The sequence below is a fragment of the Arthrobacter arnarulunnguaqae genome (assembly GCF_051262515.1).
In the GTDB taxonomy this organism is placed as follows: domain Bacteria; phylum Actinomycetota; class Actinomycetes; order Actinomycetales; family Micrococcaceae; genus Arthrobacter_N.
Map to the genome: position 1 here is coordinate 388,725 of NZ_JBIMER010000001.1, position 24,757 is coordinate 413,481.

The 24,757-nt window shown below is 67.1% G+C and carries 25 protein-coding genes; 16 read left to right on the forward strand and 9 right to left on the reverse strand.

Annotated elements, in window-relative coordinates:
- Positions 1 to 23: 23 nt before the first annotated feature.
- From ACHAAJ_RS01745 to ACHAAJ_RS01775, 7 genes are all read left to right on the forward strand, one after another.
- Complete coding sequence (locus tag ACHAAJ_RS01745) at positions 24 to 2,015, forward strand: helix-turn-helix transcriptional regulator (RefSeq protein ID WP_435726125.1); 1,992 nt, start codon at positions 24 to 26, stop codon at positions 2,013 to 2,015.
- Positions 2,012 to 2,362 carry a hypothetical protein gene (locus ACHAAJ_RS01750; protein ID WP_435726126.1) on the forward strand — a complete coding sequence of 117 codons (351 nt, stop codon included), beginning with the start codon at positions 2,012 to 2,014 and terminating at the stop codon, positions 2,360 to 2,362. Before ACHAAJ_RS01745 ends, ACHAAJ_RS01750 begins: the two co-directional genes overlap by 4 nt.
- 32 nt (positions 2,363 to 2,394) lie before the next feature.
- On the forward strand, positions 2,395 to 2,622 hold the full coding sequence (gene tatA, locus ACHAAJ_RS01755; protein ID WP_435726127.1) for a Sec-independent protein translocase subunit TatA: 228 nt from the start codon (positions 2,395 to 2,397) through the stop codon (positions 2,620 to 2,622).
- A 6-nt stretch (positions 2,623 to 2,628) separates the two neighbouring features.
- Positions 2,629 to 3,459 (forward strand): twin-arginine translocase subunit TatC, encoded by an 831-nt coding sequence (gene tatC / locus ACHAAJ_RS01760; RefSeq protein WP_435726128.1) that lies wholly within the window; start codon positions 2,629 to 2,631, stop codon positions 3,457 to 3,459.
- Between the two features lie 43 nt (positions 3,460 to 3,502).
- A complete protein-coding gene (locus tag ACHAAJ_RS01765) occupies positions 3,503 to 6,337 on the forward strand; it encodes a DEAD/DEAH box helicase (RefSeq protein ID WP_435726129.1) in 2,835 nt (944 codons plus the stop codon).
- A 46-nt stretch (positions 6,338 to 6,383) separates the two neighbouring features.
- The gene (locus ACHAAJ_RS01770; protein ID WP_435726130.1) at positions 6,384 to 8,000 is read left to right on the forward strand and encodes an amidohydrolase; all 1,617 of its coding nucleotides are present in this window, start codon (positions 6,384 to 6,386) and stop codon (positions 7,998 to 8,000) included.
- Positions 8,001 to 8,440: 440 nt separating this feature from the next.
- Complete coding sequence (locus ACHAAJ_RS01775) at positions 8,441 to 9,175, forward strand: polyprenol monophosphomannose synthase (protein WP_435726131.1); 735 nt, start codon at positions 8,441 to 8,443, stop codon at positions 9,173 to 9,175.
- Between the two features lie 112 nt (positions 9,176 to 9,287).
- On the opposite strand, the gene ACHAAJ_RS01780 is transcribed toward ACHAAJ_RS01775, so the two are convergent.
- From ACHAAJ_RS01780 to ACHAAJ_RS01795, 4 genes are all read right to left on the reverse strand, one after another.
- Positions 9,288 to 9,632: an RNA polymerase-binding protein RbpA gene (locus tag ACHAAJ_RS01780; protein ID WP_435726132.1), complete on the reverse strand. Its 345-nt coding sequence runs from the start codon at positions 9,630 to 9,632 to the stop codon at positions 9,288 to 9,290.
- Positions 9,633 to 9,785: 153 nt separating this feature from the next.
- Positions 9,786 to 10,712 carry an SPFH domain-containing protein gene (locus tag ACHAAJ_RS01785; protein WP_435726133.1) on the reverse strand — a complete coding sequence of 309 codons (927 nt, stop codon included), beginning with the start codon at positions 10,710 to 10,712 and terminating at the stop codon, positions 9,786 to 9,788.
- A gap of 62 nt (positions 10,713 to 10,774) precedes the next feature.
- Positions 10,775 to 11,242, reverse strand: coding sequence for an NfeD family protein (locus ACHAAJ_RS01790; RefSeq protein WP_435726134.1), 468 nt, complete (start codon positions 11,240 to 11,242; stop codon positions 10,775 to 10,777).
- A 111-nt stretch (positions 11,243 to 11,353) separates the two neighbouring features.
- Positions 11,354 to 12,220 carry a putative RNA methyltransferase gene (locus ACHAAJ_RS01795; protein WP_435726135.1) on the reverse strand — a complete coding sequence of 289 codons (867 nt, stop codon included), beginning with the start codon at positions 12,218 to 12,220 and terminating at the stop codon, positions 11,354 to 11,356.
- Between the two features lie 64 nt (positions 12,221 to 12,284).
- Here ACHAAJ_RS01795 and ACHAAJ_RS01800 point away from each other — a divergent pair, with 64 nt between their 5' ends.
- Positions 12,285 to 14,390, forward strand: a complete 2,106-nt coding sequence (locus ACHAAJ_RS01800) for a S9 family peptidase (RefSeq protein ID WP_435726136.1) — start codon at positions 12,285 to 12,287, stop codon at positions 14,388 to 14,390.
- Between the two features lie 20 nt (positions 14,391 to 14,410).
- On the opposite strand, the gene ACHAAJ_RS01805 is transcribed toward ACHAAJ_RS01800, so the two are convergent.
- Complete coding sequence (locus ACHAAJ_RS01805) at positions 14,411 to 15,079, reverse strand: peptide deformylase (protein WP_435726137.1); 669 nt, start codon at positions 15,077 to 15,079, stop codon at positions 14,411 to 14,413.
- 68 nt (positions 15,080 to 15,147) lie between these two features.
- On the opposite strand from ACHAAJ_RS01805, the gene ACHAAJ_RS01810 reads away from it, so the two are divergent.
- Together ACHAAJ_RS01810 and ACHAAJ_RS01815 are read left to right on the forward strand one after the other, a co-directional pair.
- On the forward strand, positions 15,148 to 15,399 hold the full coding sequence (locus ACHAAJ_RS01810) for a VOC family protein (protein WP_494337656.1): 252 nt from the start codon (positions 15,148 to 15,150) through the stop codon (positions 15,397 to 15,399).
- A 476-nt stretch (positions 15,400 to 15,875) separates the two neighbouring features.
- Entirely contained in the window at positions 15,876 to 16,283 is a 408-nt protein-coding gene (locus ACHAAJ_RS01815) for a VOC family protein (RefSeq protein WP_435726139.1), read from the forward strand.
- Between the two features lie 55 nt (positions 16,284 to 16,338).
- On the opposite strand, the gene ACHAAJ_RS01820 is transcribed toward ACHAAJ_RS01815, so the two are convergent.
- Positions 16,339 to 16,893 (reverse strand): hypothetical protein, encoded by a 555-nt coding sequence (locus ACHAAJ_RS01820; protein WP_435726140.1) that lies wholly within the window; start codon positions 16,891 to 16,893, stop codon positions 16,339 to 16,341.
- Complete coding sequence (locus tag ACHAAJ_RS01825) at positions 16,894 to 17,493, reverse strand: hypothetical protein (RefSeq protein WP_435726141.1); 600 nt, start codon at positions 17,491 to 17,493, stop codon at positions 16,894 to 16,896.
- A 101-nt stretch (positions 17,494 to 17,594) separates the two neighbouring features.
- On the opposite strand from ACHAAJ_RS01825, the gene ACHAAJ_RS01830 reads away from it, so the two are divergent.
- Together ACHAAJ_RS01830 and ACHAAJ_RS01835 are read left to right on the forward strand one after the other, a co-directional pair.
- Positions 17,595 to 17,978 (forward strand): DUF3054 domain-containing protein, encoded by a 384-nt coding sequence (locus tag ACHAAJ_RS01830; RefSeq protein ID WP_435726142.1) that lies wholly within the window; start codon positions 17,595 to 17,597, stop codon positions 17,976 to 17,978.
- Between the two features lie 62 nt (positions 17,979 to 18,040).
- Positions 18,041 to 18,319: an Lrp/AsnC family transcriptional regulator gene (locus ACHAAJ_RS01835; RefSeq protein ID WP_435726143.1), complete on the forward strand. Its 279-nt coding sequence runs from the start codon at positions 18,041 to 18,043 to the stop codon at positions 18,317 to 18,319.
- A 22-nt stretch (positions 18,320 to 18,341) separates the two neighbouring features.
- On the opposite strand, the gene trpD is transcribed toward ACHAAJ_RS01835, so the two are convergent.
- Complete coding sequence (gene trpD / locus ACHAAJ_RS01840; protein WP_435726144.1) at positions 18,342 to 19,397, reverse strand: anthranilate phosphoribosyltransferase; 1,056 nt, start codon at positions 19,395 to 19,397, stop codon at positions 18,342 to 18,344.
- Between the two features lie 147 nt (positions 19,398 to 19,544).
- On the opposite strand from trpD, the gene ctaE reads away from it, so the two are divergent.
- The 4 genes from ctaE (at position 19,545) to qcrB (ending at position 23,830) form a co-directional block, all read left to right on the forward strand.
- Positions 19,545 to 20,183: an aa3-type cytochrome oxidase subunit III gene (ctaE, locus tag ACHAAJ_RS01845; protein WP_435726145.1), complete on the forward strand. Its 639-nt coding sequence runs from the start codon at positions 19,545 to 19,547 to the stop codon at positions 20,181 to 20,183.
- A 60-nt stretch (positions 20,184 to 20,243) separates the two neighbouring features.
- Complete coding sequence (qcrC, locus tag ACHAAJ_RS01850; RefSeq protein ID WP_435726146.1) at positions 20,244 to 21,032, forward strand: cytochrome bc1 complex diheme cytochrome c subunit; 789 nt, start codon at positions 20,244 to 20,246, stop codon at positions 21,030 to 21,032.
- A gap of 75 nt (positions 21,033 to 21,107) precedes the next feature.
- A complete protein-coding gene (gene qcrA, locus ACHAAJ_RS01855) occupies positions 21,108 to 22,151 on the forward strand; it encodes a cytochrome bc1 complex Rieske iron-sulfur subunit (RefSeq protein ID WP_435726147.1) in 1,044 nt (347 codons plus the stop codon).
- A 2-nt stretch (positions 22,152 to 22,153) separates the two neighbouring features.
- On the forward strand, positions 22,154 to 23,830 hold the full coding sequence (gene qcrB, locus ACHAAJ_RS01860) for a cytochrome bc1 complex cytochrome b subunit (protein ID WP_435726148.1): 1,677 nt from the start codon (positions 22,154 to 22,156) through the stop codon (positions 23,828 to 23,830).
- 90 nt (positions 23,831 to 23,920) lie between these two features.
- On the opposite strand, the gene ACHAAJ_RS01865 is transcribed toward qcrB, so the two are convergent.
- Positions 23,921 to 24,709 (reverse strand): GntR family transcriptional regulator, encoded by a 789-nt coding sequence (locus ACHAAJ_RS01865; protein WP_435726149.1) that lies wholly within the window; start codon positions 24,707 to 24,709, stop codon positions 23,921 to 23,923.
- Positions 24,710 to 24,757: the final 48 nt, after the last annotated feature.

Consider the following 24,757-nt stretch of genomic DNA (forward strand, 5'->3'; position numbering starts at 1 on the left):
TGGTGCGTAGTAACGTAGAAACCGTGTCAACCAAACGCCATGGCGTGCTTCCTTCGCGAACGGAAAAGCTCGTCAGCCTCACCTATGCCCTGATGTTCCACAAGCGCGGCTACACCAAGGACGAACTGCGCCGGCGTGTGGACGATTACAAGGCATTGAGCGACGAGGCGTTCGAGCGTAAGTTCGAGCGTGACAAGGAGGACCTCCGCGCGCTGGGCGTGCCTCTCGAAACACTCGGCGGCGATCCGCTGAGCGAGAACAACCGCCAGGACAGCCGCTACCGCATCCTTCCCGAGCGGTACCGGCTTCCCGAGGTCTCCTTCGACGCGGAGGAGGGGCTCGCCCTCGGCCTGGCCGCGCGGATTTGGAAGAATCCCACCGTGGAGACGGCTGCCGCGCGCGCCATCAGCCGGCTGTCGGCGGGGGAGCGGAGAGACGCGGAAGCCGACTTCGAGACGTTCGAGCCCAGGCTGCACGCCGGCGACGCCGTATTCCCCGATCTGCTGCGCGCGGTGTGGGACCGATCGCCGGTGAGGTTTACGTACAGGAGCGTCGGTGGCGGGGAATCCTTGCGGCGGGTGGATCCGTGGGGAATCGGGAGCAGGTTCGGAAACTGGTATCTGGTGGCCTGGGACCACGACCGAAACGACCGGCGCATCTTCCGGCTCTCACGGATCGTTTCGGGAATTGCCCGCGTGTCCGGCGTGGTTCGGCGGCCGTCCGACTTCCGTGTCGCCGAGGTGCTCGATGGGCTTGACCCCGTCACGTCGACGGTCGAGGCCGAGTTGCAGTTGCGACCGGGACGGGGGCTCGCCTTCCGGGCCGCTGCCACGAAGAGCGGCGGCGCCACCGTTGACGGCTACGACGTCGTGCGGATCGCGTTTCACGACGCCGAGGCGACGTCGGCCGAGATCGCCGAACTGGGTCATGCCGCTCGGGTCGTCTCACCCCCGCAACTGCGCGAGGCGGTCCTGCGGCGACTGCGGGATGCCGCCGCTGAACAAGCCCGGGAGGTGGCCCCCTACACACTCGCTTCCGGCCGTGCCCCGGGACGGCCACCGGCCACGGACGTCGTCGCCCGGGCCCTGGACATCATCGCGTACGTGGTTCGTGAGGGTGCGCCCCGGATCGACGAGACGGCCGCCCGGTTCGGCCTGACCCGGCAGCGTTTGATCGGGGACCTGGCCATGATCCAGATGTGCGGCGTCCCGAACGGCTACCACGACGAGCTCATCGACGTCGACTACGAGGGCGACACCGTCAGCATCAGCAACGCCGAGGGACTGGCGGAACCGATCCGGCTGAACCTCACCGAGGCGTTCTCGCTGATTGTCGGTCTACGCACCATGCTGGACCTGCCAACACTGCGCCGGCCCGAGGCCGCCCGTTCGGCCTTGACCAAGTTGGAGGGGGCCGCCGGGGAATTCGGGGACATCGGCGAACTGGTGTCGGCACGGTTGGCGTCGGCGGAGGACACCGACCGCATGGCGGCCCTCGCGGACGCGATCGGGGATCACCGCGTCGTCACGCTTGGCTATTACACCGCGGACCGCGACGAGATCGCGGACCGCGACGTCGAGCCGGTGCGTCTCATCGAGGACGGCGGGCGCGCGTATCTGCAGGCGTGGTGCCGCAAGGTCGCCGGTCCCCGCAACTTCCGGATCGACAGGATCCAGTCGATTGCAGTGGCGGACGAGACCTTCGAACCCTCCACGGAACGACACGCGGCCATGCAGGAGCGGCTCTTCACACCGGGTGCCGACGACGCCGTCGTCGTCTTGTCCTTCGCGTCGCGTCAGGGGGACCTGCTCGAGGATTTCGCGCCGAGCCGCACGGCACGCGGCGAAAACGGACGAACGCTGGCCGAGGTGCGTATAGCTTCTCCCCTGAGGTTGCCGGGCCTGGTGGCGCGCCATGGCGGGGACATGGCCGTCGTCGATCCGCCGGAACTGGCGGAGGCGGCACGTGGGTGGTTGCGGGAAGCAATGGCGGGCTATGGAGAGGAAACGACGTGATCGACTGGTGGGTTTGGGTGTTGCTGTGGCTGTTCCTCGTCGCGGCGACCGCATTGTTCTTCGTTGTCTGTGCCCTTCGCCTTTACCACGGTGCCATGCGCTTGCTGGACGAGGTCGGCGACGCCACGGAGCGGCTCCAGCTCGGCGACTTCGGCCATGCGCCCGATTCGTCCGATCCGGAACGCCCCGGCGTGGGGGTGGCCGCGGTCTTCCGCGCGCCGGCCGAGGCCATGCGGGAGTACGACGCCGGTAAATCCGTCCGTCGCGCAAGGCGCCGCGTGCGGCGCGTGGAGGGGAAACGGGTCCGATCCCAGCCCCAGCGAATACGCGACGTCCTACAACCGTGACGTAGACTTGAGGCTGACGAAAGGAACACGCCATGGGTGGATTGCAGGGATGGCATCTGGTCATCATCATTGTGCTGGCGCTGCTGCTTTTCGGCGCACCGAAACTCCCGGGGCTGGCGCGCTCGATCGGTCAGTCGCTGCGCATCTTCAAATCCGAGGTTCGTCAGATGAAGGACGACGACCCCAGAAACCCGGACGCCTCGGACGGCCCCGTCGAGGGCAAGATCGTCGATCCGGACCACCGCGACCGCAACGTCTAGAGTTCGATGGCGGCAAAGGTAGGGCGCTCATCCAACCCGGACGGGAGGATGGCCCTCAAGGAGCACCTCGTTGAGTTGCGCAATCGTCTCTTCATAGCGCTCATTGCGCTGTTCCTCGCCACGGTCGGCGGGTTTTTCCTGTACTACCCGGTGTTGATGCTCCTCGTTGAACCGGTCAAGGCCGTGGGCGGCGAGGTGAACTTCGCTTCCGTGGTGTCGCCCTTCGACAACATGATCAAGATCTCTGTTTTCCTGGGACTGATCATGTCCAGCCCCGTCTGGCTCTACGAGCTGTGGGCCTTCATCGTTCCCGGTTTGAAGAAGACCGAAAAGCACACCGCGCTGGCCTTCATCGGGGCGGCGGTTCCCCTGTTCCTGCTCGGCCTCGGCCTGGCGTACTGGATCCTGCCGACGGCCCTGAAGTTCTTCCTGGGGCTCACACCGGACCAGGCCACGAACATCGTGGAGGTGGACGTCTACCTCAACTTCGTGATCCGGCTCCTGCTCGCGTTCGGCGTGGCACTGATCATTCCGGTGCTGATGGTGGGCCTGAACCTCATCGGGATCCTGCCGGGACGCGTGATCGTGAAGAACTGGCGCATCACGGTGTTCATCATCTGTCTGGTCGCCGCCATGGCGGCACCGGGCGGGGACGCACTAACGATGTTCGCGCTGGCGGGTCCGTTGCTGGTGGTCTTCGCCGCGGCCACGGGCTTCTGTCTGGTCCACGACAAGCGCAAGGCCAAGCGCCTGGCGACGCTGGAGGCGGAGAACGCCGCCGCGGCGGACGGCAAGGGCACGGATATCGGAACGTCCCCGGACATCGATACGCTGTAGTCAAGGTCCATTGTCGACACAGCGATTCCGAAGGGCGGACACCATGGGGTCTCCGGCTGAACAGTATGCAGCCGCACGCGAAAGGGGCAAGGAGTCGAAGACCGAGCTCCACGGATTCCGGCAGACGATGAACTTCGAACTCGATCCCTTCCAGATCGAGGCCTGCCGCGCCGTGGAGGCGGGCAAGGGAGTCCTTGTCGCCGCGCCAACCGGGGCGGGCAAGACCGTGGTCGGGGAGTTTGCGGTCCATCTGGCCCTGAGCCGAGGCCTCAAGGCGTTCTACACCACTCCGATCAAGGCACTGAGCAACCAGAAGTTCGCGGAGTTGGCGGCGCGCTACGGCGCGGACCGCGTGGGGCTGTTGACGGGGGACACGACCGTCAACGGCGAGGCCGACGTCGTCGTCATGACCACCGAGGTGCTGCGCAACATGCTGTACGCGGACTCCTCGACGCTCTCCGGTCTGGCCTATGTGGTGATGGACGAGGTCCACTACCTCGCCGACAAGTTCCGTGGCGCCGTCTGGGAAGAGGTGATCATCCACCTGCCCTCTGACGTGCAAGTGGTCTCCCTGAGCGCAACCGTGTCCAATGCGGAGGAGTTCGGAGGCTGGCTGGACACTGTACGCGGGGACACGGAGATCGTGGTCTCGGAGCACCGGCCGATACCGCTCTACCAACACGTTCTGGCGGGCGGGCGGCTGTTGGACCTGTTCGCCGGCGAGCTTTCGTTCGACCAGGCGGCCACCGAGGGCGCTTCGGGTGGCGAAACGTCGATTGCGGTGAACCCCGAACTCACGAAGCTTGCCCAGCGGGACGAGCGTCGCTCGTTCCGCCCCGGTTCGGGGCGCGGTCGCGGTCGGGGTCGGGACCACGGCGCTCCACGCCGGCCGGAGCCGGTGGTCAGACACCAGGTGTCGCGGCCGGAGATGATCGCCACGCTGGACCGCGCCGCGTTGTTGCCGGCAATCGTCTTCATTTTCTCGCGGAAGGGCTGCGACGCCGCGGTCTCGCAATGCGTGCGTTCCGGATTGCGGCTGACCACCCAGGAAGAGGCCCTGCGCATCGAACACGCAGTCGACCTCGCGGCCTACGACCTTCCGCCCGACGACTTGGAGGTCCTGGGCTTTTGGGCCTGGCGCGAGGGTTTGCTTCGTGGTTTCGCGGCCCACCATGCCGGGCTGCTGCCGATCTTCAAGGAAGTCGTGGAGAAGCTCTTTGCACAGAATCTGGTCAAGGCCGTGTTCGCGACCGAGACATTGGCGCTGGGCGTGAACATGCCCGCCCGGTCCGTGGTTCTGGAGAAGCTCGAGAAGTTCAATGGCGAGCAGCACGTCTCCGTCACTGCGGGCGAGTACACCCAGCTGACGGGCCGGGCGGGCCGCCGGGGGATCGATGTCGAGGGCCATGCCGTGGTGCTCTGGCAACCGGGAACGGACCCGGCGGCAGTCGCTGGCCTGGCCTCGCGACGGACCTACCCGCTGAACTCCAGCTTCCGGCCCACGTACAACATGAGCCTGAACCTCTCCTCGCAGTTCGGCAGGGGCCAGGCGCGGCGCATCCTCGAGTCGTCCTTCGCGCAATTCCAGGCGGACCGCTCCGTCGTGGGGCTCGCGCGCCAGGTTCGAAGCCGCGAGGAGTCGCTGGACGGATACGCGCAGGCCATGACCTGCCACCTCGGCGACTTCTCCGAGTACGCGCGCCTGCGCCAGGAGCTCAGGGACGCCGAACGCGACGTCTCCCGGACCGCCACTAGGGCGCGCCGGTCCGCGGCGGAGCAATCGCTGGGACAGCTGACGCCGGGAGACGTGGTCGACGTCCGCGGTCCGCGCCGCCTGGGCCGGTGCGTCGTCATCGGGCTCTCCGATTCGCACCGGGACATGCGCCCCACGGTTCTGACCGAGGATAGGCAGATCCGCCGCATCGGGGTCCAGGACCTTGATGGACCGGTCGACGTCGTCTCCCGGATTCGCGTCCCCAAGGGTTTCACTGGCCGGACGCCGAAGGAGCGCAAGGACCTGGCGGCCTCCCTGCGCAACGCCCTGCACGAGCGGCGGCCCCCACGCCGCGAGGCGGCCGGTTTCGACTTCTCCGGGACCGCCGATCAGGACGCCAAAATCTCGAGGCTGCGCGGTGCGCTCAAGCGGCATCCCTGCCACGGATGCGGCGAGCGCGAGGACCACGCCCGCTGGGCCGAACGGTGGTGGAAGCTGCGCCAGGAGACTGATCGGCTGTCCGGGCAAATCAGCGGACGCACCAACACGATCGCCAAGACGTTCGACCGGGTCTGCACTGTACTTGAGGCGTACGGATACCTGGCGGTCCCACGGGATGCCGCCGGTGGAAGGGAATCGGACGTCCCGGTCACCACCGCCTCGGGCAACCGGCTGCGGCGCATCTACGGGGAGCGGGACCTGCTGACCTCGTTGGTCCTGGAATCCGGCGTGCTCGACGGTCTCGGCGCGGCCGAGCTGGCGGGATTCGTCACCACCCTTGTTTACCAGGCAAAGCGCGAGGACGGGGGAGTGCATCCGAAGCTCCCCAGCCCGGCGATGGAACGGGCCTGGGATACGTCAGTCCGAGCGTGGTCCGACCTGACGGACCTCGAGGTGGCCAACAGGCTTCCCGAAACCGCGGAACCGGAATCCGGACTCGTCTGGCCCATGTACGGTTGGGCCCGCGGCAAGGATCTCAAGGACTGCTTGCGGGGCACGGACCTGGCAGCCGGAGACTTCGTCCGATGGGCCAAACAAGTCATCGACACCCTTGACCAGCTTGCCAAGGTGCCGGACCTGCCGACGCCTTTGGCGCGCACCTGCCGGGACGCCGTGTCGGCGGTCCGGCGCGGCGTCGTCGCCTACTCTAGCGTCGCCGACTGACGCCGCCCCGGCCCAGGCCGGACGAACCATGGAAGGAACCACTTTGATGTCTTCGCTGGTCATGTACCGCAACGGGGCCGTGTACAGTCCCGCAGATCCCTTCGCCACGGCCATGTTGGTCGACGGCGACACCGTGGCGTGGGTGGGGCAGGAAGCGGCCGCATCCGGCCTCTTGGACGACTCCATGGAAGTGGTCGACCTCGAAGGGGCCCTGGTGGCGCCCGCGTTTTTCGACTCGCACGTCCACCTCACGGAGACCGGCGCGGCCTTGGCCTCAATGGATCTCACGGGAGCCGGTTCCGTGGCCGAAGTCCTGGACGCGGTGTCGGGACGGGCTGCCGAGTCCACGGGGGCCGTCACCGGGGCCGGGTGGGACCAGAGCGCCTGGCCCGACGGACGCGTTCCGTCCGCGGACGAACTCGAGGCCGCGGGGGGCGGACGCGATGTCTACCTCACACGCATCGACGTCCATTCGGGGCTCGTCAATGCCTCGTTGGCCCGGCGGCTGGAGCTGGACGGCGTGGACGGCTGGGACGGCGTCGGCACTGTCGTGCGCGAGGCCCATGCGCGCGTGCGCGAAGCCGTGTTGGACTTCAGCGACGCAGCGCGCCGGGAGCACCAACTGCGCGCGCTGCGGCACCTGGCCTCGACCGGGCACGCCGGCGTGGCGGAGATGGCCGCGCCCCACATCGGAACCCGGCGAGACGTCGAGGTGCTGACCGGCCTGTTGGACGACGAGGGCCAGGACCATCCCGCCGTTCACATCTACTGGGCCGAAACCGCCTCCACGGCCGACGAGGCGCGCCGGCTAGCCGACGGATTCGGACAGGGCCGGTTGAGCGGCCTGGGCGGGGACCTCAACATCGACGGGTCGCTGGGCTCCCGCACGGCGTACCTTCGCGAGCCCTATGCCGACGACGCCGGTAACCGCGGCACGCTGTTCCTGGACGAGGAGGGCGTCGCCGCCCACGTGGCGGCCTGTTCGGAGGCCGGGATCCAGGCCGCGTTCCATGTGATCGGCGACGCCGGCGTCGACACCGCCGTCGCGGGTTTCCGGCTGGCGGCCGACAGGGTCGGGCTTTCCACCGTGCAGGCGGGACGGCACCGCCTGGAACACGTCGAGATCGTCGACCAGCCGGCAGTTGACGCGTTTCTGGAATTCGGCATCACCGTTTCCCTTCAGCCCGCGTTCGATGCCTACTGGGGTGGTCCCGCGGGTCAGTACGAGCAGCGCCTCGGACCGGAGCGCAGCGCGCGGATGAACGAAGTCGGGCGGTTCCTTGCCGCGGGCGTTCCCGTCTGCCTCGGTTCCGACACCCCCGTGACGGCGGCCAGCCCGTGGGCCGCCGTACGGGCGTGCCTGGAGCACAACACTCCCGCGGCGAGGGTTTCCGCGCGTGCCGCATTCCTGGCTCACACACGTGCCGGACATCGTGCGGTCGGTGCGGCCAACCCTCTTGCCGGACAATTGGCGCCGGGGTCGGAGGCGACGTTCGCGGTGTGGGCGGCATCGGAGTTGGCGATACAGACGCCGGACGCGCGGGTATCCTCCTGGAGCACGGATGCCCGTGCGGGTACTCCGATGCTGCCCGTCCTGGAGGCCGAACTGCCGACGTGCCTGCGGACCGTTCGGGCGGGACGGGTCATTTTCGAACGCGCCTAGCTACACGCATGATTCGGTGCGGCGGGCCGCAAGAGGACCCTCCGCCGACTCGCACACCTGACTAGTGTTTCCGCGCAAGCCACCTTGTCAGAAGATGGTTGACACAGGGTAACCAACGGCTAGGCTGGTCTCTCAGCGGCGACTTCGATGGTCTTTGGTCGCCCTGCCGGCATCACGGCAACCATCACAGGACTAGGCCCCGGGAGCAGTAGAAAACAACTTCCCACGCGTCCGCGCGAGACGATGTTGGTCCGAAGTTCCCGGGGTCTTTCCGTGCCCTCCCGGAGTGGGAAACGGCCGTCCGACGGCCGGGCCGTATACTGGTTCACTGGCTTCCCCGCGTGCGGTTCGTCCGCTGTGGGGCAGGGGCGAGTCGCCCCGGCCGAGAAACGGACCCGCGCCGCGGGCTTCGCATCATCGTGTAAGAGGGGTAATACCGCGTGCGGGTAGTCACCATCATTCCGACCTACAACGAACTCGAGTCCCTTCCCATCACCATGGGACGCCTGCGGACGGCCGTTCCGGACTCCGACGTCCTGGTTGTGGACGACAACAGCCCGGACGGAACCGGGGATCTTGTGGACCGCATGGCCGCGGACGACCCGCGAATCCATGTCTTGCACCGGACCGGCAAGGCCGGCCTCGGAGCCGCGTATCTTGCCGGATTCCGGTGGGCGCTGGACCGCGGGTACGACGTCGTCGTCGAGCTGGACGCCGACGGCTCGCACAAGCCCGAGCAATTGCCCCTCCTCCTGGCCGAGATTCCGAAGGGTGCCGACCTGGTCATCGGTTCTCGTTGGGTCAAAGGCGGTGGCGTCGTGAACTGGCCCCTGCACCGAAAGCTGATCTCGCGCGTCGGCAGCTTCTACGCGCGCACCATGCTGGGGCTGAGGCTCAAGGACGTCACGGCCGGCTTCCGCGCCTTCCGCCGGGAGACCCTCGAGGCGTTGGATCTCGACGCGGTCGAGTCCGTCGGCTACGGGTTCCAGGTGGACATGACCTTCCGGGTCGCGCAACTGGGCAAGAACATCGTCGAGGTCCCGATCACGTTCGTGGAGCGCGAGTTGGGCGTATCCAAGATGAGCGGGAACATCGTCGTTGAGGCCATGTGGAACGTGACCCGCTGGGGCGTGGGCTCACGCTGGAAGAAGCTCACGGGAGGCTTGGGCGGCTGACAATCCGCCAGCCCCGCACCCCTCCCACGCAGAAGACCCGCACCAAAACGGTGCGGGTCTTCTGCGTGGAGTGCGTCCTCCGGCTGGGGGTGAAGCCTCACGGGTCCGGCGGCTAGGAGACCTTTTCGCCACGCGCCACGCGCAGCTTGTCCAACCGGTCCTTCAGGATCTGCTCCAATTCGTCGACCGAACGTCGCTCCAGCAGCATGTCCCAGTGGGTGCGAACGGGCTTCTCGTTGGAGTCGACCGGCTTCTCACCGTCGACGAGCAGGGCTTCCTTGCCGGTTTTGGACACCCAGGTCGCCGGGATCTCGGCCTCGGAGGAGAACGTCACGAAGACCTGCTCGCCGTCCTCGCACCGGTACTCGACACGCTGGCGGGGCGCCGGCTCGACGCCCGCCTCCGTCTCCATGCTTTGTGCCCCAAGGCGCATTCCGCGCAGACTACGATCGCTCATCATTTCTCCCTACTGCGTTACAACGGCTGACGGTAACGGCTTTGATGTTCAACGTCACCGCCGGTGCAATGATTCCCGGCGGTACGGAAGTCTCGAAGAGTCAAGTATACGCGCCAAGACGGCGGGCACCGGAGCCCGCCGCCATTGGTTTGCCTACGGCGTGCGGTGCGAACCGGCGTCGTCGTCCGATTCCGGACGCAGGTTGCCGAGAGCCCCGCCGATGCCTTTGAGGGCCTCGCCCACCTCGCTGGGGATGATCCACAGCTTGTTCGAGGAACCCTCGGCGAGCTTGGGTAGCGTCTGAAGGTATTGGTAGGCGAGCAGTTTTTGGTCCGGGTTCCCCTCGTGGATGGCACCGAAGACCTTGGCGATGGCCTGCGCCTCACCGTCGGCCCGGAGGATGGCGGCCTTCGCGTCGCCTTCTGCGGCGAGGATCGCCGCCTGGCGCTGTCCCTCGGCGGTGAGGATCTGCGACTGCTTCGTGCCTTCGGCCGTCAGGATGGCCGCGCGGCGGTCGCGCTCGGCGCGCATCTGCTTCTCCATCGAGTCCTGGATGGACAGCGGCGGATCGATCGCCTTCAGCTCGACGCGGGACACGCGGATGCCCCACTTGCCGGTCGCCTCGTCGAGGACGCCGCGCAGTTGACCATTGATCTGGTCGCGCGAGGTCAGCGCCTCCTCGAGATTCAGGCCACCGACGACGTTACGAAGGGTGGTCGTCGTCAGCTGTTCGACCGCCTGGATGTAGTTGGCGATTTCGTACGTGGCGGCGCGCGGCTCGGTGATCTGGAAGTAGACCACGGTGTCGATCGAGACCACGAGGTTGTCCTCCGTGATCACTGGCTGCGGCGGAAAGCTCACCACGTTTTCCCGAAGGTCCAGAAGCGGCAGGAGGCGATCCACGAAGGGAATGAGGATGGTCAGCCCGGGCCCCAGCGTGCGCTGGTACTTCCCCAGACGCTCCACAATTCCGGCCCGCGCCTGCGGGACGATGCGCACCGAGCGCAAAAGGACGATCACGACGAAAACAGCCAGAACTATCAGGACGATTCCGACGCCGGATCCCGGCGAGTCAAACATGTGTTCCCCCTTCGTTGCGCGCCACGTGGGCGCGGTGGCCGGAGCGTCCGGCCCTTGGTTCCCTACTCGCCGGCGGGCTCGGGAGCCCGGGCGGTGATGTATGCGGTCGCACCCGAAATGCGCACGACGGTTCCATACACGCCCGGGTCCATCGGCGCGTCGTCGTCCGTGCGCGCGCTCCAGGTCTCGCCGCCGATCTTGGCGCGGCCGGCCATGCGGGACGTGGGTTCGAGCACGAGCGCGTCCTGTCCGAGGAGGCGGTCGACGTTTGTCCGGTGGCTGGGCGGTCCCTTGCGCAGGTGCTTGAGCGCAATGGGACGCAGGAAGAAGACCATGGCCAGCGCAAGGACGCAGAAAACCAGCGCCTGCAGCCAAAAGGGACCCCCGGCCAGCGCCACGAACACGGCGCCGAGCGCGCCTCCGCTGAGCATGATGAAGTACAGGTCCAGCGACATCATTTCGATGATGGCGAGGATCAGGAAGAGCGCCAGCCAGAAGACCCAGCCGTTGGTGACGATCCACTCGAACATTGGTCCACCGGGTTTCACTGTGGAGGGCCCGGGTGGCCCTCGGTACCTACCATCTTGCCCGATGGCGCCGCCGGGGTTCGTCACCCCGGAGGCGTATGTTGGCCGGCCGGGTCAGCGGCGGCGGAAAACCTGGACGCGGAACGCGGCGGTGACCGTCTCGGGCAACATGCCGCCGGAGAGCCTCTCGCGCAGTCCGGCCCCGTCCAGATGGTGACCGGCGGGGCCCATCAGCGCGAGGCGAAGGGCGTCTTCCGCTCCCAGCCGCATCGCAAAGCTCAGCGGCGTCGTTTTCAGGTGGTCGAATCCGTCCCCGAGCCTGGCCGACACGGATTCCTCCTTCCCGCCGGCAATGGCCAACAGGCCGAGATGTTCGGCCGCCTCGGCCAGGTGCTGGGGCAGGGGCGTGACGACGACGGCGATCCCACCGGGGGCGAGGACCCTGCGGTACTCGGCGCCGTTGCGCGGGGCGAACACGTTCAGCAGGATGTCGACCGACGCGTCCGCGAGTGGGAGGGGGCGCCACAGATCCCAGACGAGGGCGGTGGTGTCCTGGAGTCTGGCGGCTCGGCGCATGGCATACCGGGAGATGTCCATGGCGACGGCGGTGGGCCGGGTTCCCGCGGCGCGGACGGCCGCCAGCGCCGCGGCCAGGTAGTAGCCGGTGCCTGCCCCGGCGTCGAGGATCATTGCGTGTTCGCGGCCGCGGGTCGCCTCGACCACCATGCCGGCGACGGCCTGGGCGAGCGCAGAATAATGTCCGGCCGCCAGGAAATCCGTCCGGGCCTGGACCATGGCGGCGGTGTCCTCGCGGAACGCGGTTCCCTTGCCGGTCAGGAGGTTGTAGTAACCCTGCTTGGCGGCATCGTAACGGTGGCCTGCGGCGCAGACCAGAGGCCGGTTGTTCTCGGCCACGAGGCACAACGCCCGCGCGCAGACCGGACAGCGCAACGCGAGCGTGAGGTGTTGGGGGGAGCTCACGGTTATTTCTTTCAGTAACTCTTTCAGATATGATCGCGCTGTGAAACCGACTCAGCTCGATCTGATGACCACTCTATCCGCGCCCTCGATCAGTCCCGACGGGCGCCGTGCGGTGGTCTCCGCTTCGCGGCCAAGCTTCGAGGCGGACGCCCCGGTGGGCCAGCTGTGGATGGTGGACCTGGTGGAAGGCACGTGGCGCCGGTTCACCCGTGGGCAATCGGACGCGGCGCCTGGGTTCTCGCCCGACGGCCGGATCGTCGCCTTCCTGCGTCCGGACGGCAAGGGCCGTCCGCAGTTGGCGGTCGTCGACGCCGGGGGAGGGGAGCCACGCATTGTCACGGACAGGCCCTTGGGGGTGTCCGCGTTCGCGTTTTCCCCCGATTCCGCGCGCCTGGCGTTCGTCAGCCGCACTCCGGAGGAGGGCCGATACGGAACGCTCGACGGCGTGGGCGCAGGTGCGGAGGACCCGCGGCGCATCACCGGGTTCAAGTACCGCGCCAACGGTCCGGGATTCATCCGGGACAAGGTGCAGGGCATCCACGTCATCGACGTCCCAGCGCTCGACGATGAACCCTTCTTCGAGCCGGTGGGCCGCGCGGCGAAGTCGCTGGCCGACTCCGCTCAGCGCGGTGACGAATCCGGGCGCAGGGACTCGGATGCCGCGGGTCCGGCGGCCAAGGGCATGCCGGCCCCGCGGCTCGTGACGCCCGCGGACCGCGACGCCTCCGATCCCGCCTTCTCCCCGGACGGGCGGCACCTCTACTTCACGGCGGCGCTGCACGCGGGGGCCGACCGCGATCTGCGTTCCATGGTGCACCGTGTCGCCGTCGACCGGGAGGGCGCCGTACCGGAGCCCGTGGCGGGGTCGTCGACGTCGACCCGTTCGTTCGCCGGTCCGGTGTTTTCCCGCGACGGCGCCACGCTGTTCCTGCTGGGGCAGGATCTTGGCCGCGACGGCACGGACTTCGTCGCCCGGAACACCGGGGTCTTTGCCCTCGACGCCGATCTCCTTGGCCGGGACCACGCCTCAGAGCCGAGGCTGCTGACCGATCTGACGGACGCGGACTACACCGGCGCGAGCTCTACGCTCGCGCCTCACGGGACCGGATCCGTCTTGGCGCTCGCACAAGTGCGGGGGAGCGTGGAGCTCCATTGCCTCGACGCCCACGGCGGCGCCCTCGTGCTCGCCTCCGGGCCGCTGGAGGTCGGCGGAGCCGCCGAAGCCGACGGCACGGTGGTTTCCTCCTATGCCACGCCGGCGACGCCGGGCGAGGTGGGCGTCGTCCGGGGTGGGTCGATCCACCGGATCACCGACTTCGCGGCCGGGCTCCGCGAACACACGCGCATCGCCGAGCCCCGGGAACTCGTCGTCGACCCGGCCGACGGCTATCCCGTGCACGGCTGGGTGTTCCTGCCGCGGGGCGAGGGCCCGCATCCGGTCTTGCTGAACATCCACGGCGGACCCTACGCGCAATACGGGTGGTCGTACTTCGATGAGGCGCAGGTCTACGTGGAAGCGGGCTACGCCGTCGTTCAGTGCAATCCGCGCGGGAGCGCGAGCTATGGACGGGAGCACGGCCTGGCGATCAAGGGCGCGATGGGAACCGTGGACCTTCGGGACGTCCTGGCCTTCCTCGACGGCGCCGTCGATACCGAACCGTCACTCGACGGGGGGCGTGTCGGCGTGCTCGGGGGTTCGTATGGGGGATACCTGACCGCCTGGACCATCGCGAACGACCATCGGTTCAAGGCCGCCGTCGTGGAGCGTGCCTACCTGGACCCGCTGAGCTTCGTCGGGTCCTCAGACATCGGCTGGTTCTTCAGCGAGGCGTACACGGGAACGGACCCGGCTCACGTGCTCACGCAGAGTCCGATGGCCAGGGTGGGCGACGTGCGGACACCCACGCTGGTCCTGCACTCCGAGGAGGACTACCGGTGCCCGCTGGAGCAGGCGCAGCGGTACTACGTGGAACTCCTGCGCCACGGGGTGGAGGCGGAATTCCTGTTGTTCCCGGGGGAGAACCACGAGCTGTCGCGGGGCGGCACGCCGTGGCACCGGCGCCAGCGCTTCGAGGCCATCCTCGAGTGGTTCGCCCGGTACCTCCCGGTGGAAGGGCCGAGACCGGCAGCCCACGCCGGATCGGTCCCGCAGACCGCCCGGGCGCGCTGAGGTCGAAAGCCCCGCCGGTCTCAGAAGCCCAGCGCTGCCCGAGCATTGGCGATGCCCGGCTCGGCCCACCGTTCGAGGTATTCGGCGGTGCTGGCAAGGCTCCGCGTCTCGGCACGATCGATGTACACGATCCCGTCCAAATGGTCGGTCTCGTGCTGGAAGATCCGTGCCGGCCAGCCGGCGAGTTCGCGCACGACGGCGGCGCCGGCGTCGTCCGTGTATGCCGCCTCGACGACGGCGGGACGCGCGACGACTCCCTGGTATCCGTTGAACGATAGGCACCCCTCGTAGAACGCGGCGGTGCGCGGGCCGCGCGGCGCGTAGGACGGGTTGATGGCCGCGAAGTACTCCAGCGGCGTTCGATCGCGTTCGACGCCGACTTCCGGGTCCACCGGGTACCGGTCCTCCAGCACCGCGATCCGCAGGGGGACTCCGATTTGCGGGGCCGCGAGGCCGACGCCCGGTGCGTCGTGCATCGTCGCGCGCATCGTCGCGAGGAACGAACGGAGCAGGTCGTCGTCGAGCTGCCCTTCGAAGGCGAACCCAGGCATCCGAAGCACGGGGTGGCCCAGCTGCGCAATCGCGGGCAACGTACCGGACCGGTGGGCCTCGATGATGTTGTGGACCATCTCCGCGATCCGTCCCGCCGGGTAGTCGGAGGCGTGCGCGGGTGGCAAAGTTTCGCTCATGCCTTAAGCGTGGCACAGGGAAACCGGTCCGGGGCGCCCAACTCCGGCGGGAGGAACCCGGATGGGTGATGATCGGTCCACCTGACGGCGGAGTCGGGCTGTCGTTCCAAGCCGAGCCGGGCCATGTGCCGCCAGCGTGGCCGTCCAGGGCGGGGGAGCAGCAGATGCAGGCGCACCTGGACCTGCTGGTCGATGGCCTCCTTGCCGCCGGCGCGCGCGCCGAGCGCCTGGGTGCCGGGGTGGCGTCGGTCCAGCCGCAGCGGGACGTCAGGGTGTATCTGGATCCGGCGGGCCATCCGTTTTGCCTGTTCGAAGGCTGAGAGAACCCGCCGTAGCCCAAATAAGACGCCCCGCTGGCCGCCAAGTGGTTCTAGTTATGTCAACGAGGTTATCTCGGTCGTTCGCGGCCGCGCCATCGCGGGGACCTCGGTTTGCCCCTGGATTGGTCGGGCGTCGGTGAGGCGAATGTCCGGCGTGACAAATCCGGGCGATGGAACGCCAGAAATGATTGCGGTCGCGCTGATTGGCTGGCTGGTTGGCCGGCTGATGTTCGAGATAGTTGGTCCGGCCTTCTGTCCAGCGTATTCGGCGTAGGCGTCGTTGCCTGAAGCCAATTGGCCTGTCCAGGCGCTTCCGGGGCCATCCAATCCCTTCCGACGTCACTGATTCAAACGCCGATAATGTACATTATGTCAAGTAGTGCGGATGCGGACGCCCAACAGACAGCGAGCAGGCCGGCCGAATCGGATGACGTGTTCCCGGGACGCGTGCCCGTGGCCGATGTTAGCGTATCCGCATGACAGCCCCCATGCTCTACGTCAACTTCCCCGGCAACGCCCGCGAGGCGCTCGGATTCTACTCCGACGTGTTCGGCGGCGACCTCGTCCTGCACACCAACGCGGACTTCGGAAACAGCTCCGGCTCACCGGACGCGATCGCGCACGGAGTCCTCGACGGCGTCGTACCGCTGGCCGGGTCCGACGGGGCGGAAGACGGGACGAGCGTTCGGCTGGAGCGCGCGATGATGTCGCTGCTCGGCACGGCCGATCCGGCGACCCTCCACGAGTGGTTCGACAAGCTGGCCGTCGGAGGAACGGTTCTCGATCCCCTGGCCGCGAAGCCGTGGGGCGCGGCCGACGGCCAAGTCGTCGACCGGCACGGGCTTCACTGGCTGATCGGATACGAGCCGACGACCTCGGACTAGATGCCACCTGTCCCCCGCTGATCGACAGTCAGGTCAAGACCCGTCGGGTTCCGGCTCAGCCCCGAACCATGAAGCCTATGCCCGTGCATGCGCACGCCCAGAGGACGCTGGAGAACGTGCCCAGGATGAAGCGCTCCGCTGCGCCGTCCTTTCCGAGTTCGGAATACCGCCCCAGGCCCTTGACCGCAAGGACCACCGCCAGCCCTTCCGGCCAGGAGGCCCATAGTGTGGCGGCGATCGCAACGCGTTCAAGGATCCCGATCCAGGCCCCGCCCTGCAGGACCGGCGGATGGACGTACGTCGACTGCCCCTCGGTGACCGCGGGAGGATCCTCGCGCTCCGCCAGGCGAAGAATGGCTACCGTGACGGGCCCCCCGCCCAAGGCAGCCGCGGCGACGGAGAAAACCACCGCGACGGGCAGGGGGACCGGCTCGAGCGCACCAGCGGAACTCGCCGCCGATGCCACCAGCGCCGCCAACCCGATCAGCAAGACCTGGGACAAGGCCGTGGCGGAGAGCAACTTGTCCGAGCGGCCCCGGAAGCGCCTGAAGTACTGCGGCACTCCCCCGGCGGCCGCCACGACGGAGAGCACGATGGCGATGACACCCATTTACCGTTCCCCGCCCACTCGCCGCGAATACGTGTGAAGCGCCTGTCCGGCGTGCGTGGCCAGGTTCCGCGCCTGGTGCCAGAGGCCCGAAGACAGTCGGCTTGAGACCGCCTGCTGCGTGATTCCCAACCGGGCGGCCGCCTCCTTCTGAGACAGCCCGGAGGAGACCATTGCGCCCGCCTTCTCCGACGCCTCGCTGCGCCGGCGATCCACCTCGGCCACGAGCTGCAGCTCCGCCTCGATCCTGGCCGCCTCCTCCCCCGCCCCGGAGACCGCGATCGAAGCCGGCGAGTTCTTGGCCCGCTCCACCGCATCGCGGGCCATCTCGAAGGCCTCGCCGGCACCGGCCCGGGTCTGCATCGGCAGGGGTTCCTTGACGACGCCGACGCCGATGCCCACGCTCCACTGCGACGTCCGTGCGACGTCGAGCGCAAGGGCGGCCGCGTCGTGGCCGTCCTCGAGCACGCCCTGCAGTTCGTCCCCGGCCGTGCGTTCGAAGGGACGCAGGGCGCGATACTCGGCGTTAAGCCGCTCGACAAGGGCATCGACGTGGTCCGGCCGCTTCCGCGAGGCCCGTTGGTCGATGGTCACAACAATCATGCAACAAGGCTAACGTTTTGTTGCCCGCATTACAAGGCATAAGCTTTGTGTGTACGGATCGTGGGGCGCCTCCCTCCGGGCACCAAGACTACGATGGGACCATGCAAAATCGCTCGCCATGGATTCCGTTGCTGCTCGTAGACGCCCTTCTGGTGCTGCTCTTCGCCGCCATCGGCCGCCGAGAGCATGAGCGTGGCCTGGGCGTACTGGGTATCTTGGAGACCGCCGCGCCGTTCCTGCTGGCCCTGGCTGTTCTCGCCCTGGCGACGCGGTTCCGGGCGACGAACTCGCGGATCTGGCCCCACGGCGTCGTGCTGTGGTTGGGAACCGTCGCGTTGGGACTGGCGCTCAGGATTCTGACGGGATCGACGGCGGCACTGCCGTTCGTCGTCGTGGCAACGATCGCGCTGGGCGTCCTCCTGCTGGGAAGGCGCGCCGCGACCCAATTCGCGGCCTCACGCAAAGTGCGCGCCGGCGGGCCGTGAACTAGGCTCGAAAGCGGAAGCGGGCGGCTCGCGACCCGCCGAGAGAACCGAAGGCAGGCAACATGATCACAGCGTTCGTGATGATCCAGACGCAGGCGGATAGCATTCCCGAATGCGCGCAGAGCATCTCCGAGATCGACGGCATCAGCGAGGTCTACTCTGTCGCCGGCGACTGGGACCTGATCGCCATCGCGCGTGTCCGGCAACACGACGACCTCGCCGAGGCCATCGCCAACAAACTGTCGAAGGTTCCGGGCGTCCTGGAGACGTCCACACACATTGCCTTCCGCGCGTATTCGCAGCACGACCTCGACGCCGCGTTCTCCCTCGGACTCGAATAGGCGCGCAACCGCCGACGTCCCGCTAACCGGCGGTGGCCCGGACCCAGTTCTCCAAGGCGGACGCCGCGCGTCCGGAATCGATGGCATCCTCGGCGCGGGACATCGCCCTGGCCATGCGTTCCAGCAGTGAGACTTCGGCGGAATGGTCCAGCGCGACCAGCGCCGCCGCCGCATTGAGCACGACGGCGTCGCGCACCGGCCCCGGTTCGCCCCCGAGGACGCGACGAACCACGGCGGCGTTGTGCTCAGCGTCGCCGCCGCGCAGATCCTCGAGGGTTGCCCGGGCGATGCCGAGGTCGGAGGCGTCCAACTCCGACTCGGCGACTCCGCCGTCCCTGACCTCCCATACCCGGTTGGTCGTCGTCGTGGTCAGTTCGTCGAGCCCGTCTCCGCCGCGGAACACCAGGGCGCGCACGCCCCGGTTCGCCAAGACGCCAGCCATCAGCGGCGCCATCCGCAGGTCGGCGCAGCCGATGGCCGATGCCGTGGGCAAGGCGGGGTTGGTGAGCGGACCCATGAAGTTGAAGACGGTGGCCACGCCCAACTCTCGCCTGGGCACCGCGGCGAAGCGCATGGACGGGTGGAACACCTGCGCGAAGCAGAAGGTGATCCCCGCGGCGTCGAGAACGGCCTCGAGCCGCTCCGCGCCGACGTCCAGCCGCACGCCGAGCGCCTCCAGCACGTCGGCCGACCCGGAGGACGACGACGCGGCCCGGTTGCCGTGCTTGACGATCCGCGCTCCGGCGCCCGCGCAGACCAGCGCCGCCATCGAGGAGATGTTGACGGTGTTGTGGCGGTCCCCGCCGGTGCCGACGATGTCCAGCTTCTCCCCCGGCAGGGGCAGGGGCTTCGCGCTGGACACCATGGCCGCCACGAGTCCGGTCAATTCCTCCACCGTTTCGCCCTTGGACCGCAGGGCAACCAGGAAGCCGGCGATCTGTGCGTCGGTCGCGTTTCCGGACATGATCTCGCCCATGGCCCACGCGGCGTCGGCGGTCGAAAGATCGGTTCCCCCGATCAACGCGGTCAGGAGCGCGGGCCAGTTTGGGAACGTACGGGCGGCAGAAGTCGTTGACACGCAACTAGGTTATCTACGTTTTGTAGAAAGTGCGGAATTGTTTCTGCCCCGGTATTCCGCGGAACTTAGGCCTGACCGGCGTGAAAACCGGCGACTCGGGGCCGGATGCATTGGTGCGACCGGCACTTTTATAGACATAATGGCTCTGTGACAACTGCGACTCAAGCCCTCAATGTCCCAGCGCATCCCGCGCTGAACCGCCCCAACATGGTGTCGGTCGGAACCGTCGTCTGGCTTTCCAGCGAGCTGATGTTCTTCGCCGCGCTCTTCGCCATGTACTTCACGCTCCGTGCGGCGTCGCCGGAGCTATGGGCAACGGAAACAGCGAAACTCAACGTTCCGTTCGCGCTCATCAACACGATCATCCTCGTGTCCAGTTCCTTCTCCTGCCAGTTGGGGGTCTTCCGCGCGGAGGACCTCAAGCCCCGCCGCACCGGCGGGCTGTTCAACTTCAAGGAATGGGGCATGGTCGAGTGGTTCATCGTGACTTTCATCCTCGGCGCCATCTTCGTTGCCGTTCAGGCGTATGAGTACACCGAACTGGTGCACCACGGCGTCGCCCTGAACTCGAACCCCTACGGTTCGGCCTTCTACATCACCACCGGCTTCCACGGAATCCACGTGGCCGGCGGACTCATCGCCTTCCTCCTGATCATCGGGCGCGCATACGTAGCGCGTAAGTTCGGTCACTTCGAAGCGACGTCCGCAATCGTCACGTCGTACTACTGGCACTTCGTCGACGTCGTGTGGATCGCGCTGTTCGCGATCATCTACTTCCTGAAGTAGCCAATCGGCATCGGTTCAACCAGCTCCACCACCCCCAAGAAACTAGTGAGGAACCAGCAAGTGAAGGCTCTTTCGCAAAGGCGCCGCCATCCGCTAGCGGCCGTCGCGCTGCTCTTGATGGGCCTGCTTGTCACTGGCGGCCTGTACGCCGCGGCAGGCAGCGTCAACGAGGCCCAGGCTTCGACCGTGTACAGCGCGAGCGACATTGAAGAGGGCAACAAGCTCTTCGTCGCCAACTGTGCAACGTGCCACGGCATGAACGCAGAGGGCAGCTCCAACGGTCCCTCCCTGGTGGGTGTTGGTGCGGCGGCTGTGGACTTCCAGGTCGGCACCGGCCGCATGCCGATGCAGATGCAGGGCCCGCAGGCACAGATGAAGCCGAGGCAGTTCGACGACGAACAGACTCAGCAGCTTGCCGCGTACGTTGCCTCCCTCGGCGCCGGTCCCGCAGTGCCGGACGCGGAAATGGTCGACGCATCGCTCGGTGACTCCGGCAATGGTGGCGAGATCTTCCGCGTGAACTGCGCGATGTGCCACAACGCCGCCGCCGCTGGTGGCGCGCTGACCCGGGGCAAGTTCGCTCCGGGGCTCGGCGACGTCACCGAGGAGCACATCTACGAGGCCATGGCGACCGGACCGCAGAACATGCCGGTGTTCAACGACTCCAACATCACTCCGGAGGAAAAGCGCGACGTGATCACCTTCCTGAAGGAGATCGAGGCGCAAGGCTCCCCCGGCGGGGCCAAGCTCGGCTCGCTCGGACCGGTTTCCGAGGGACTCTTCATCTGGACGGCGGGCCTCGGCATCGTCATCGCCTTCACCATCTGGTTGACCTCGCGTCCTTCCTGAGGGCTTCCGGCGGGCCATCACACGCCGGATCACTTCGTACCAAGCCATTTTTGAGATAAGAGGATGAGAGACAACATGGGCGACCATAGTCACGGCAGTCCGAACGACCCGGGCACCGTTGCTAAGGCTGGTCCGGGCTCCTTGGAAAGCTTCCAGGACCCCGGCATTCCGCCGCACCGTAAGCGCCTCGCGGATCTGGATCCGCACGCCGCAAAGCGCGCAGAGCGTCAGGTGGCGTTACTGTTCGTCATCTCGATCATCGGCACGCTTTCGTTCTTCATCGCGTACTTCGTGCTGGGCAGGCCGGAATCCATCGCCGAGATGCGCACGCAGAACATGATGCTCGGTTTCGGCACCACGTTCGCGATGCTGGGCATCGGCGTGGGCATCGTCCACTGGGCGCGGACTTTGATGCCGGACCACGAGATCGCGGAGTCGCGCCACGAGATCCGCCCGGAGGCGGATCGTGCCGAGGCCGAGGGCATCATCAACGACGTGCTGGAGGAGACGGGCATCATGCGCCGTCCCCTGATCCGGAACTCGCTTATCGGGGCACTCGCGCTGGCGCCGATCCCCGCGATCTTCATGTTCCGCGATCTCGACCGCACGGGCGCGGACGCAGACCAGATCGTCGACCGTCTCCGGTACACGATGTGGGACAAGGACATGAAGCTGACCCGCGACCCGTCCGGCACCCCCATCAAGGCCTCGGACGTCCAGATCGGCTCGGCCTTCCACGTGATTCCGGAGGGCCTGAACGACACCGAGGACCCGCTCAACGAGAAGGCCAAGGCCGTCGTCCTGCTCATGCGGCTGGATCCGCAGAAGATGCAGATCTCTCCCGAGCGCCGCGACTGGCACTACAACGGCATCGTCGCCTACTCGAAAATCTGCACGCACGTCGGTTGCCCGGTGGCACTGTACGAGCAGCAGACACACCACCTGCTGTGCCCCTGCCACCAGTCGACGTTCGACCTCACGCAGGAGTGCAAGGTCATCTTCGGTCCCGCCGGCCACGCACTGCCGCAGCTACCCATCACGGTGGACGCCGAGGGTTTCCTTGTGGCGCAGAGCGACTTCCTTGAACCCGTCGGGCCGAGCTACTGGGAGCGTGGCTAACCATGAGCACCACTAACGCATACCAACCCAAAACCTCCACCGGCCGCATTGCGGACTTCGTCGACCAACGAGTCGGCGGATCCGCCATGGTCAAGGAGTTTGGCCGCAAGATCTTCCCGGACCACTGGTCCTTCATGTTCGGCGAGGTGGCGCTGTACACCTTCGTCATCCTGTTGATCTCCGGCACTTTCCTGACGTTCTTCTTCGACCCTTCCATGGCCCACACGGTCTACAACGGTTCCTACAATCCGCTCAAGGGCGTTGGAATGTCCGTGGCCATGTCATCCACGATGGACATCTCCTTCGACGTCCGCGGTGGACTGTTCATGCGCCAGGTACACCACTGGTCGGCCCTGCTGTTCGTGGCCGCCGTTTCGGTGCACATGCTGCGCGTGTTCTTCACCGGCGCGTTCCGCAAGCCGCGCGAACTGAACTGGGTCGTCGGCGGAGTTCTGCTGGTACTCGCCCTCGCCGCCGGCTTCACCGGCTACTCGCTCCCCGACGATCTGCTCTCCGGCAACGGACTGCGCATCATCGATGGAGTCATCAAGGCACTTCCCGTCGTTGGCACCTACATCTCCGCGTTCCTCTTCGGTGGAGAATTCCCGGGTGTGGCAGTCATCGGCCGCCTTTACATGATGCACATCATGCTGGTTCCCGCGCTGATCCTCCTGATGGTCGCGATCCACCTGTTCATGGTCGTTGTGCACAAGCACACGCAGTACCCCGGCCCGGGCCGCACCAACGACAATGTCGTCGGCTTCCCCGTCGGTCCGGTTTACGCGGCCAAGGCAGGCGGCTTCTTCTTCATCGTCTTCGGAATCGTGGCGTTCATCTCGGGCCTGTTCACGATCAACCCGATTTGGAACTACGGTCCCTACGACCCCTCCCCCGTTTCCGCCGGCACCCAGCCGGACTGGTACATCGGTTGGGTCGACGGAGCGCTGCGCCTGATGCCGGGCTACATCGGCAACATGTCGCTCGAATGGGTCATCCCCTTCCCGTGGGGCGGAAACACCCTGATCCTGAACGTCCTGCTTCCGGCTCTGGTTCCCGCCACCATCCTGCTCGGAGCCATGTTCATGTGGCCCTGGATCGAACGCTGGGTCACGAAGGACAACCGTGAGCACCACCTGCTGGACCGCCCGCGCAATGCCCCGACCCGCACCGGCATCGGCGTCGCCGGCGTCATCTGGTACTGCGTCATGTGGGCCGCGGCGAGCTCGGACCTCATCGCAACGCACTTCAACGTCTCGCTGAACGACGTCACCTACTGGCTCCGCGTGCTGTTCTTCGCCGGACCGATCGTCGGTTTCATCGTGGCCCGCCGCATCGCCCTGGCACTGCAGCGCAAGGACCGCGACATCGTCCTGCACGGCCGGGAGGCCGGCGTGATCGAGATGTCTCCGGAGGGTGGCTTCTCCGAGCGGCACGCCCAGCTCGACGAGTACAAGCTCTACAAGTTGGTTGCCTTCGAGTCCCACGAGGTTCTGCCAGCCTTGGCGGATCGCGCGGGACACGTGACGCGGGGCGAAAAGGCCCGCGGCGCGATCTCGCGGTTCTTCTTCGAGGACCGCGTCGCGCCCGTCACGCCCAGCGAGCTGGCCGAAGCGCAGGCACACCACGGCCACGCCGCGGTCGAGTCGGACAACAGGCAGGACGCGATCGAGCGTCACTAGCGCCCGGCCGTAGTGCGGCATGCACGAAGGAGCCCCGACCAGCGGTCGGGGCTCCTTCGTGCATGCGGGCCTGGAGTAGTTCTGCGGGCCTCAATCCCGGTGGGCGTCGTAGTAGTGCGGGGGGCGCGTTCCCGGCCTCTGCAGGGGCACCCAGAGCTTGTAGCGGTCGGCGCGGTACAACGACACGGAGTAGTCGAGGAGTTCGCGCCCCACATAGGCATGCCTTTGGATGCGCAACAAGGGCGTCCCGACGTCCACTCCCAGCTGCTGGGCGTTTCCCGGGGAGGCTGCCGCGGCTTCGATCTGGTCCTCTCCCCACTCCATCACGAGCCCGTACCGCTCGTTGAGGCTGCTGTAGAGGGACGTGGGTGCCGGTTCGTCCAGGAAGCCCGGCACCTTGTGTGAGGGCAGATAGTTTTCGTCGACGCTCATCGGGGCCCCGTCGGCCAGCAAGAGGCGGCGGAATCGGACCACCGGGGTGTTCTCCTCGAGCTCCATCTCACGCGCGAGCGCCCCCACCGCGGGGATCTCGTCGAAGCGCAGTACGCGCCCCGCGGGCACCATGCCGCGGCGCTGCATTTCCTCCGTGTAGGACGTCAGCTTGACCTGTAGATCCAGCTTGGGGCGGGCGACGAACGTTCCCACGCCGATGATGCGTTCCAGCACGCCGTCCTCGACGAGCGAATCGATCGCCTGGCGGACCGTCATGCGTGCCACGCCGAAGTGCCGCGTGAGGTCCCGTTCGGAGGGGATGGCCTGGCCGGGCTTGCAGACGGCCTCCGCGTGCTGTTTAAGGATCGCCTTGAGCTGGCCGTGTTTGGTGCCGCCGGCCGTACTCTCCAGACGGCCGCGGATGGAGTCGGCTCGGCTACCGGGCATGGTGGCCGTGCGCTCGGCTGCTGGTGGTCATGCGGCCATTCTACGGTT